This is a genomic window from Pricia sp. (genome assembly GCF_041745955.1).
Taxonomy (GTDB): Bacteria; Bacteroidota; Bacteroidia; order Flavobacteriales; family Flavobacteriaceae; genus Pricia.
This window is the reverse complement of record NZ_JBGTHY010000519.1, coordinates 1-9979: the sequence shown is the minus strand read 5'-3', so window position 1 is coordinate 9979 and position 9979 is coordinate 1. Positions and strand designations below refer to the sequence as shown.

Here is a 9979-nt window from a genome sequence, read left to right as displayed (position 1 = left end):
GGAGATAAGCGGTATCAGTGCCAGCAATATCCCCACATGGTTTAGGGGCTATTACAAACCCGGCCAAGACATATCGGCGATGGAAGATTGGGACGAAAAGGTGCAGAAAATAGCCGAAGAAGCTCCGAATTGGGATATCGGAGGCCTGAGCGGCATTCCTTCGTGGATGGAACTGATGCTGCTAAAGGTCATCGAATATAATGGTGTGGAGAACATTCACCAGATTTGGCCCAATTTACAGGTGTATACTTCTGGGGGCGTTGCCTTCGGACCTTATGAAAAGAGCTTCAATGCCCTGTTGGGGAAGCCGATTACCGTAATCGATACCTATTTGGCCTCTGAAGGTTTTATCGCCTTTCAGTCCCGGCCCGATACCGATGCCATGGGGTTGGTGACCGATGGGGGTATCTACTTTGAGTTCGTGCCTTTCGATCCTGAATATATTGAACAAGACGGTTCTTTGTCCGGCTCAGCCCCTTCATTGACGCTTTCAGAGGTAGAGCTGGACCAAGATTACGTGTTGATCATCAGCACGGTATCCGGGGCGTGGCGTTATGTAATCGGAGATACCGTTGCGTTTACCGATATCGAAAGGGCGGAAATCAAGATTACCGGTCGTACCAAGTTTTTCTTGAACACGGTAGGTTCGCAATTGTCCGTAAATAAGCTGAATGACGCTGTACAGCATTTGCAGGAGGAGTTTTCCATGAAAATTCCCGAATACACCCTATGCGCCAAACGGATCGACGGCGAATTCTACCATTGTTGGTATATGGGTACCGAAGACAAAACGGAGGATACGCAACTTGCCGATGCCTTGGACGAATTCCTAAAAAGTGCCAATAACAATTATAAGGTCGCACGAACGAAGGCGCTGAAAGGCGTCAAGGTCACCACGGTCGGCCCAAAGGTCTTCGGCGATTGGAACGGCCGGAACAAAAAGAAGGGTGGCCAGGTCAAAATGGAGCGCGTGATGGGGGAGGAGAAGTTCAAGGAGTGGGAAGAGTTTGTAGAAAGTTCGAAATAGCAGTAGGCGGTTGTAGTAAGCGGTGAAAATTAAAAAAAGTTATGAGTTATGAGTTCAGAGTTATGGGTTCAGAGTTATGGGTTTTGTAGTTTGAGCACCGAGCACCGAGCACCGAGCACCGAGCACCGATTCTTACACGGGCGATCGCAACTGCCACTCCCTACTCCAAGGATTCCGAAGACGTCTCCCGCTTCTCTACCATCGCCATAATCTCTTCCGGCGATAGGTAAAACTTGCGTATGCGGGCCTTGTATTTTTCCTGAATTTCGGCGTTGTCGAGAATGAAGTTTTTGGTTTCGACGATATAAGACCCCATACCATGGAAAACGGCGTGGGTGTCCGCCGCACGTTCGGCTTCCTTCAGATATGAACCTGAAAATGTGTATTTGGTGCCGAACCAAATGAGGTTGAGGCTGCTTCGATCTTGATAGTCCATAATATGGCCCAATTCATGGCCCAGCCATCCTATCATGATATTTTTGGGTACATCCTTTGTTAAAAATTCTTTTCCTGAAATCTTGATTTTTTCGCTGATCAACACGACATATTCCCGTTTTCCCCGGGATTTAAATAGACTCCAGAATATTGGCTGCGCCAGCATAGTCGATTTTTTGATATCCTTTTTAAACTTGAAGGTTATCGGGGTATCCGCTAAATCCGGATAATGGGATAGTGCGATGCGCGCCTCTTCTTGAATGGAATCGGGTACGATGTGTTGGGCGTTCAATGCAATTTGGGCCATAAATAAGAGCAGGGTTATACGGAACATTTTTACTGGATATAGATATACTAGTACGATTAAAAATTTAAATGCAAAAATGGTACCGTTGATTTTTGAAATAGCGATTACTTCGATGGAAGATGATCAGACTTCATTAAGTAAGGTTCAATATAATTAAAACAAAACTAGTAGACCGCAATTTATGCGTATCGGTCAAACATTATTCGAAAAATGGTATACCTTTCCCAACGGAACACCTTTCTTCGTCGAAAAAGGTGTTACTATTGTTAACGCCATTTATCGAAAATCCGTATAACCATGTCCGGAAATCTGACCAAAAATCCTGTAGTACGTGTCTTGTTTGTATTGTTGCTACTATTTATTGCTGTAGTGATCGTCGCCCAGGTTACCGCAAAAAGGGCCGTAGCCGATTTTTTGGAACGGAAACTGCCCCACCATGTACGGTTAAAGTATGAAAATATGGATGCCAATGTATTGAGCGGCACTATTGGTTTACGGGATATTACCCTTGATTTTTATGATAGGGATTCGATGTTGTTAAATACAAAGGTGACGATGGATGCCATTACCTTAGAAAATCTTGGCTATTGGGATTTTTTGGTCAACTCAAAAATCGATGTTCGACGCTTGCTTTTAGAACGTCCGCAGATGCGGCATTACCCGTATCGGGTCTTGCCCAAGAAAGACAATGAGACTGAAGGTGTGGTACAGCTACTAAAAGTCATATCCATACAGGAATTATCGGTTCGGAATGGCAGTTTAGATTTGCTGCGTGATGATAAGGATAGCACAGCCGTGGCGTTGAGGAACCTAAATTTCATCGTTGAGAACGCGAGCACGGGACCTGACCAGATCGTCAAAAAAATACCGGTCGATTACGGGAACTATGAACTGACCGCCGATTCATTATATGTAAATTTGGGACCGTATGAAAAGCTCGATGTAGCAACCTTACTTTGGAATAGGGAAGCAGCAAAGATTACCGGGTTGCAGCTTCGATCCAAATATGATAAAATCGCACTTTCCAAGCATTTAATGAAAGAGCGGGACCATGTTGACTTGACGATTCGCGAAATGCGTTTAGATTCGATTCGTTTCGGTTTTGAAAAGGATACTTTTTTCATCGCCACGGGCAAGGGTATGATAGACAAGCCTGCCCTAGAATTATATCGGGACAAATTTGTCGCCGATGATGAGACGAAAAAGCCACTTTATAGTCAAAGTATTCGGCAGCTGCCCATTCATATAGACGTGCCCGAAATTGAAATTGTGAACGGTAAGGTAGTGTACAGTGAGTTAGTGGCCGATATTCCGAATCCCGGTAAGCTTTCTTTTGAAAAGCTGAACGCGACGCTTTCGAACATATCAAATACGTATCCGCCAGGTGAAAATACCCTCATAAAAGCAAATACCAAATTTATGGGAGAAGCGGATATGACCTTAGATTGGTCTTTCGATGTCAATCGCACCAGCGATGCTTTTTTTGCGTCGGGAACGGTTTCCAATTTTAATACCGCAAGCATTAATCCCTTTTTGGAATCCAATGCAAGGGTCAAGGCCAGCGGTAGCATTGACCAATTGTATTTTACGATCAATGGAAATTCGATTTCTTCATCGGGGGATATGAAAATGAACTATCGGGATTTCAGGTTCCAAGTGCTGAAGAAAAACCGGTTGGGCATTAATAAGGTCCTTACCACCATCGGGAACCTTTTTGTAGATGATGGCTCGAAGACCGATGAGGAGGGGTTTAGGTACGGCAGTATTAGCGCAGAACGGGATGCTACGAAATCCTTTTTCAGTTATCTTTGGCTCAACGTTCGTAACGGCACGCTGAGTACCCTGACCGGGGACGGGGAGAAGGATTAGGCCGTGTTCAATAAGCAGTCGGCAGGCATTAACTCAATAGCGATCAGGCAATACTAAACAATTAATAATCTTTAATCTCTATCACATGGGCGTAATTGCAAAAGATGACAATCAGATTACTTTATTTTATAATTCGGAAACTTCCATCGGAAAACAGACATTGGGATACGTCGAATCTTCGGAGCGGGAAATTTTAACCGTTGATATCTCAAAGACCAAGGTTACGGGAACGCAGTGGACCGAGCTGGCCGCCGGGGTTGAAATTCCTATCCGGGAGTTGGTCGACCAAGATAATCCCGAATTCCAAAAAGCCTACGGATCCGATGAGGTGGACCTTGACGAACACGATTGGTTAAGGGTTTTGGAAAAAACACCTTCGGTACTGGCCTATCCAATTGCCATACAGGGCAAACGTTTTTTGGCCATTAAAAATCCATCTGATTTTGCCAAATTCATTGAAAGCGATAGTGCAGGAATCGAAAAGCCCTATAAAAAGCCGAAGTAATAGGTTAAAATAATTACCCTCAAGGATTAAGCCATCATGGGCTCGGCCTTTTTATTATCCTGATACATTTTTGGACTGACCTTATACCGGCGTTTAAATATTTTTGAGAAATAACTTCTACTTGAAAGGCCTACGGTATACACAATTTCGGAGATGTTCATATCTGTGGTCGATATCAGCCGTTCTGCCGTATTCAGCCGTTCGTTACGGATAAAATCGGATACTGTTGTATTGTGCAGTAGTTTGAAACCTTCCTGCAGCTTACTGGCCGAAATGCCACACTCTACGCAGATAGATTTTATGGAATACTGTATTTCGGGATGCTTTTCGATTTTACGCGATACGTTCTTGATACTGTTCAGCTCGTGTTTGGTCAGCGATCCAGTAGGATTTTGCTCGTTTTCCAAATCAGATTGAAGATGCTGTATTTCCATGGCGAGCGTAAGATTCAGTATACCTTCGACGAGCAATTTCTTGACAATGCCCTTTTGATTGATTTTTCCGATTTGGGTCAATTGCTCCCCGATTCTCAGGTTATAAGTGCCAAAGTAATTCAAAGGCTCTTCTTGACCTTTGGAAAATAGGGAGTACATCTGCTGTCTCAGCGTTGCGGTATCCTGAACCGCCGAATCGTCAATGACCCCGATAATACAGAGTTTAACTTTTTTTTGGCCGGGAAAAACAATTTCGTTGGCATCTCCGGCACCGCCCAAGATAGCGGTCTGAAATTCGTCAAGAGTCGTTAAGCTCGTCGAACCGCCGAAGCTTTGCTGTATGGTTCCCTTGAGGCAATACATAAAATAGATTGGTTTCGAAGGTTTAGGGTCGGTTACGATCTTGAACGCTTCATTAAAAAAAACGTTGTATTGCATAAATGAAAGTCCGCCTTCGAGATGAATGCCGGTAATAGTGCCCGTACCGAAATCGTTATCGAATTGCAACACCCTTTCGCTATCGTAACTGGAAACCGACCCGCCTAGAAAGACATTGGTCGTGTTGATGTTCTTGTCAATGGCATTGGAGGTCAGTCGTAAGGTTTTCATTTTCGTGTTCTTTAGGGGTAGTATCCTGTTCTCTTCGACTTACCGCAAGGCCTTCTTTTTACCAAGGTCATTTCGGGCATCCGATTTTGATAGGACATCTAATTTTAATCGGTTTTCTTCGGAAGCCCTTTGATTGGTACTACCGACAATAAAGTTTTCGGGAAGATTGTTCTTCTCTTCCTCAACCCGTTTTTTTCTTGGCTTCCTTCCTATGCCAAAAAATTTTCTGATTTTAGTCATACCCTAGATTGTTATGGTGCGGCAAAAGTCGGACTTAAGAGAAAGATAAGCGTTATACAATCTCTGAAATACGTTATATAATTATATAAAAAGTAGGCTAAGATACCGATTAACCACAAATTTGACTAGACGAACGCCCATTTACAGTTATAAATGTATGTTAAATTAGAAATCCATAAATGGTGCGGCGAATGTCTATCGGGCAAACGGTTTTAAAACACGAAAATCAAGGGGATGGGAGTCGGTCGGGGGGGTATTCATTTCCGGAACGGGAAATACACTAGTATTTGTGTCCCTTTACCCGGTTCGCTACGGGCCATAATATGGCCATCGTGGTTCTCCACTATTTTTTTACAAATGGCCAGCCCGAGACCGGTACCCTCGTAGGCGTTTTTTTTGTGCAGGCGTTGAAAGAGCCTGAATATGTTTTCACTTTGGTCGGGATCGAAGCCGACCCCTTCATCGGCGACGCTCACTACAATATATTGTGATGGGGGTAAATTTAGGCTTTCGTCGATTTCATGAAACTTTAAAATTTCAGAGGTGATGGTTATTTTGGGGGCTTCATCGTGTTTTTTGTATTTGAGGGCGTTCGACAGCAGATTGTTGAACAGCTGCTCCAACTGAAACTCGGTACCGTAAATGGCGGGCAGTTCTGGTATGGTAATTTTAGCCTTCGTCTCCTCGATCTTTTCGCTGAGGTCTTCGAGCACCTTGTCGAAAATTAGGTTAAGATCGATAGAATGTAGTGATTCCAATTCGTCGGTCAACTTCGCGTACGATAAAAGGTTGCGGATCAAAATCTGCATCCGGTTGGCCGATGCATCTATTTTTTCGAGATAGGTAAGCCCTCTTTCGGAGAGATTGCCCTTGTCGGCATTTGAAAATCGGCTGATGAACATCTGGATCTTCCGCAGGGGCTCCTGTAAATCGTGGCTCACTACCCGATTGAACGATTCTAGTTCCGCGTTCGTACGTTCGAGCTCCCGGATGTGTTTTTGCAGTATGCGTTCATTGGACACTTCTTTGGTGATATCGCGTAGTATGCCCACCATAAAACTTTCCCCGTTCTTATCAAAAAAATGGCCTTCCATCACTATATCCTTTAGGTCGCCCTCAAGGGTTTTTATGCGGTAGACGTTGCGAACATTTTTTTTCCCCAGTAAAGCAAGGTCAATATTGCGCTTGAAGAGGTCCCTATCGTCCGCATGTATCATTGAGGTGAGCAATGCAAAGGATAGTTCGTTTTCTTCCTGCACCATCCCCAACAGGCGATAGCAATTGTCGCTACAGGTCATGGTATCGGCGGCAATATTATAGCTATAACTGCCCAGACCGGCTACCGATTCGGCATCGTTGAGTATGGTATTCTGAAGGGCCAGGCGTTCGTTGGCCTCATCAAGGTCTTTTTCGGCCGCTTTGCGCAGGGAAATATCCTGGGAGACGATGGTAACGCCGTCGCCCAGCTTTAAGATTTCGTTACAGAAATAAAAATGGCCTTTGCTCAGATCGTACTCTTGTTCAACTTCCATGGGCTCACCTGTGGCGACGACTTTCCGAAAGTTTTCAAAATCGCCGTTCTCAAAGAGAAACGGGTATTCCTCTGAAATCAGTTTGCCCATGATTTCCTCGGCAGTATGGCCTGTCAGCTCTGTAATTTTGTCGTTGGTGTAGGTAATCTTGAAGTCCACGATAGTCCCGACCGGATCGCGCACGGCTTCAAAATAACTGATTACGTATTGTATCGAGCCCAGCAAGTTCTGTAAAAAGGAGCCGGTACGCTCGAGTTCTAGATTTTGAAGTTCAAGTTTTTTGTTCAGTTCCTTTAAGGAGTCGGCTGCTATTTTGTCAGCTGTGATATCCCGGGAAGTGGCGGTAATACCGTTTTCCATGGGGGAAAAGGTCGAAAGGAACCATTTTTCATTGCCGTTGATATCGTAATTAATTTCCCGCATTTTAGGCTTGCCCATTTCGATAACCTCGACCAGCAACTCAAAAAGACCTCTTCCCAGGGCAAACGGGTACGCCTCGGATAACTTTTTTCCTATGGTATTAGTGGTCGTACGCCCGGTTAACTTTTCCACTTGGCCATTCACATAGGTTACTTCAAAATCGATAATCTTGCCTTGGTCGTTACGCAGGGGAACCAGATAATTGACCATATTATCCGTATTTTCGAGAATATTTTGAAGAAAGCTGCGGGTGACCGCTATTTTTTTCCGGTCGGAATTGATTTTGGAGAACGCGAACATCAGAATGCCCAATGCAAATAATGCCAAATACAGAATGTTGATAGGGGTGAAAGTCATGTCGGTCTGGTAGGCCGCCCTTCGTTCTTTTAGCAGATTCCGTTCCGCCGCGACCATTCGGGCCTGTATGGTCTCAAGACTATCGTGTTGGGTCTCGATGGCATTTACCTTGTCGGAAAGGGCAGAGGAGTCCTCAATTTTCTCGGTGATTTCGGGATTGAGCGATTTCAGTTCCGTAAAAAATCTTTCACTGAGTACGGTTATACGGTCCAACGATTTTTGTTGCTCGGGGTTGTCGGCAGTCAAGGTCTTCAGTCGCTTGAACGAGAATTTGCTTTTGTCGTTAAAACCAACAATGTCCGACAGATATCTGCTATCCCGCGAAACAAGGTATTTGATACCTGCGGATTGCGAACCCGAATAGTTGCCGAACAGCATGTTGATCTCGTTGATAATCTCCTGGGTATGCGTGACCAATTCGGTCGACTGTCGCAAGGCGCGATTCTGTTGAAAGGAGGCGTTCGAAATAAAAAAAAGTACCACTATGGCCAGCACCAAGAGCAGTACGTAGGGCAGAACGCCAGTTTTCTTTTTGCCTAGGTTATCTAACAACCCCATTCTTCACGGATTAAATACGGAAAAGGAAATTGGCCTTGTCCATCTCGTTTTCAGTATATTGCCAATTTCGCCTGATCACTTGGCCGATAGTCTTTTTAAGCTCTTCGAACTTGTTGGGCTTGTTGATGTAGATGTTCGCGCCATTCACAAAAGTTTCCTCGATATCCTTTTCCGATGAAGAGGTGGAATAAATGGCTATCACCAGATCTTTCAGTTCGGGGTTTTTCCGTATTTCGCGCAAGCACTGAAAACCGTCCATGACGGGCATATTCAGATCTAGAAAAATGAGGTGCGGGCGAACGGTATCTGGATCCGATAGATAATCCAGCAGCTCTTGCCCGTTATGCAGTTCGGCAAGTTCGGTCGATATTTCGATTTCTTGTAACGCATCGGCAAAGAACATTCTATCGTCTTCATCGTCGTCAACAAGTACAATTTTCATTGGGGACGTACTCATTATAGCTTACTCTCTATGGATTGGGTTGTTAGGATGTATTTTTTCTTTTTGCGATGATACGTAAAAAAGAGGTAGGGGTAAGCCCTGTCGTCTTCTTAAACTGCCTGGACAAATGCGCCACACTACTATAATCGAGCTTGCGGGCGATTTCGGTCAAGCTGGTTCCACCAAGTAACATTAACCTTTTGGCGTGCTCTATTCTGCGCAAGATAACAAAATTCTCGATGGAAGTATGGGTTTCCTCAGAAAAACGGTTGGACAGCGACGAATACGAATAGCCCAATTTTTCCGATAGATAGGCCGAAACTTTTTCGGTTCGTACGGCAGGTGAGCTCAACAGCTCTTCTATGGCGTATTTAATGCCTTCTACGATAGATTCGGATTCCTTTTCTACGAGGGATATACCATAGGGTTGTAGCGCCCCTTCGATATGTAAACGGTTTTCATCGGTGAGTTTGCCGTGAATGCTGAGTTCCCCATTGGCGTTCAGACTAAAGGATATCCCCAGCGCATTCAGCCGTTCGGTTAGTATCGTTCGGCATACTTCCAAGGCATTATAATGGATACGAAAATGGGCCATGCTCAGGTCAAAGAGGTTGTGGTGTGGTTTAGGGGGCTAAATAGGTAAACGTGGTTATACCACCAATTTCACTGTATTTCAAATTTTTCTTTTGGAATTGCCTTGAAAAATTCGGCAGTATCTATATCTACACTGGGCCCATATGCCATTAAAAAAGTTCCTTTGGTACCGTCTTCCATTTCTAGGGCGTACAAAATCGAAAGGTCTGACGGATTGCTCATACCCTCGTAACGATGCTGCTTGATAGATTTTATATCTTTTGGGGTGTAGGCCTTGTCCGATTTAGTGTCCAAAAGTTTACCTGAATCATGGCGATAATCAGAGGTATAGCCTTGATCATCATATTTTCGGATGAGGTCTTTTTCGTGTTTTGCAAATTCTTTCATTTGAATTTTAATTTTTTGATTAAAAAAGAAGGACTTAGACTTTAAAAGTAAAAATAGAATAATCTAGCATAAAAAAACGGACAATTCCCAAAGAAAAAGTCCGTTTTAAGCGTATCGTTAGCTGCAATCGATATTAGTTGTCATCAACGGCATCCTCGATTTCATCACCGACATCATCTGCGGCATCTTCGATATCATCACCTGCCTCATCCATTGAATCTTCGACTTTTTCACCTGTGGTCTTCTCCCTGCAACTGTTCAAG

The 9979-nt window shown here is 44.2% G+C and carries 10 protein-coding genes; 3 read left to right on the top strand and 7 right to left on the bottom strand.

The window, feature by feature from the left end:
- A partial coding sequence (locus ACEW8S_RS18570) for a GH3 auxin-responsive promoter family protein (RefSeq protein WP_373519601.1) occupies nucleotides 1-1027 on the top strand: 1027 nt, incomplete at its 5' end.
- Between the two features lie 160 nt (nucleotides 1028-1187).
- On the opposite strand, the gene ACEW8S_RS18565 is transcribed toward ACEW8S_RS18570, so the two are convergent.
- Nucleotides 1188-1796: a hypothetical protein gene (locus ACEW8S_RS18565; RefSeq protein WP_373519600.1), complete on the bottom strand. Its 609-nt coding sequence runs from the start codon at nucleotides 1794-1796 to the stop codon at nucleotides 1188-1190.
- 270 nt (nucleotides 1797-2066) lie between these two features.
- On the opposite strand from ACEW8S_RS18565, the gene ACEW8S_RS18560 reads away from it, so the two are divergent.
- Nucleotides 2067-3638, top strand: coding sequence for a hypothetical protein (locus ACEW8S_RS18560; RefSeq protein ID WP_373519599.1), 1572 nt, complete (start codon nucleotides 2067-2069; stop codon nucleotides 3636-3638).
- An 85-nt stretch (nucleotides 3639-3723) separates the two neighbouring features.
- Entirely contained in the window at nucleotides 3724-4143 is a 420-nt protein-coding gene (locus ACEW8S_RS18555) for an arsenate reductase family protein (protein ID WP_373519598.1), read from the top strand.
- Between the two features lie 26 nt (nucleotides 4144-4169).
- Here the strand turns inward: ACEW8S_RS18555 and ACEW8S_RS18550 are convergent, their stop codons facing one another.
- From ACEW8S_RS18550 to ACEW8S_RS18525, 6 genes are all read right to left on the bottom strand, one after another.
- The gene (locus tag ACEW8S_RS18550; RefSeq protein WP_373519597.1) at nucleotides 4170-5186 is read right to left on the bottom strand and encodes a helix-turn-helix domain-containing protein; all 1017 of its coding nucleotides are present in this window, start codon (nucleotides 5184-5186) and stop codon (nucleotides 4170-4172) included.
- 39 nt (nucleotides 5187-5225) lie between these two features.
- A complete protein-coding gene (locus ACEW8S_RS18545; RefSeq protein WP_373519596.1) occupies nucleotides 5226-5426 on the bottom strand; it encodes a hypothetical protein in 201 nt (66 codons plus the stop codon).
- Between the two features lie 257 nt (nucleotides 5427-5683).
- On the bottom strand, nucleotides 5684-8293 hold the full coding sequence (locus ACEW8S_RS18540; RefSeq protein WP_373519595.1) for an ATP-binding protein: 2610 nt from the start codon (nucleotides 8291-8293) through the stop codon (nucleotides 5684-5686).
- Between the two features lie 10 nt (nucleotides 8294-8303).
- Nucleotides 8304-8735, bottom strand: coding sequence for a response regulator (locus ACEW8S_RS18535; protein WP_373519594.1), 432 nt, complete (start codon nucleotides 8733-8735; stop codon nucleotides 8304-8306).
- A gap of 43 nt (nucleotides 8736-8778) precedes the next feature.
- Complete coding sequence (locus ACEW8S_RS18530) at nucleotides 8779-9330, bottom strand: helix-turn-helix domain-containing protein (RefSeq protein ID WP_373519593.1); 552 nt, start codon at nucleotides 9328-9330, stop codon at nucleotides 8779-8781.
- 68 nt (nucleotides 9331-9398) lie between these two features.
- A complete protein-coding gene (locus tag ACEW8S_RS18525) occupies nucleotides 9399-9716 on the bottom strand; it encodes a hypothetical protein (protein ID WP_373519592.1) in 318 nt (105 codons plus the stop codon).
- Nucleotides 9717-9979 lie beyond the last annotated feature (263 nt).

What these genes read in the sequence shown, in the direction of transcription:
- ACEW8S_RS18560 (WP_373519599.1), top strand. Translation starts at nt 2,067, where the DNA reads ATGTCCGGAAATCTGACCAAAAATCCTGTAGTACGTGTCTTGTTTGTA.
- ACEW8S_RS18550 (WP_373519597.1), bottom strand. Translation starts at nt 5,186, where the DNA reads ATGAAAACCTTACGACTGACCTCCAATGCCATTGACAAGAACATCAAC.
- ACEW8S_RS18525 (WP_373519592.1), bottom strand. Translation starts at nt 9,716, where the DNA reads ATGAAAGAATTTGCAAAACACGAAAAAGACCTCATCCGAAAATATGAT.
- ACEW8S_RS18540 (WP_373519595.1), bottom strand. Translation starts at nt 8,293, where the DNA reads ATGGGGTTGTTAGATAACCTAGGCAAAAAGAAAACTGGCGTTCTGCCC.
- ACEW8S_RS18555 (WP_373519598.1), top strand. Translation starts at nt 3,724, where the DNA reads ATGGGCGTAATTGCAAAAGATGACAATCAGATTACTTTATTTTATAAT.
- ACEW8S_RS18565 (WP_373519600.1), bottom strand. Translation starts at nt 1,796, where the DNA reads ATGTTCCGTATAACCCTGCTCTTATTTATGGCCCAAATTGCATTGAAC.
- ACEW8S_RS18535 (WP_373519594.1), bottom strand. Translation starts at nt 8,735, where the DNA reads ATGAAAATTGTACTTGTTGACGACGATGAAGACGATAGAATGTTCTTT.
- ACEW8S_RS18545 (WP_373519596.1), bottom strand. Translation starts at nt 5,426, where the DNA reads ATGACTAAAATCAGAAAATTTTTTGGCATAGGAAGGAAGCCAAGAAAA.
- ACEW8S_RS18530 (WP_373519593.1), bottom strand. Translation starts at nt 9,330, where the DNA reads ATGGCCCATTTTCGTATCCATTATAATGCCTTGGAAGTATGCCGAACG.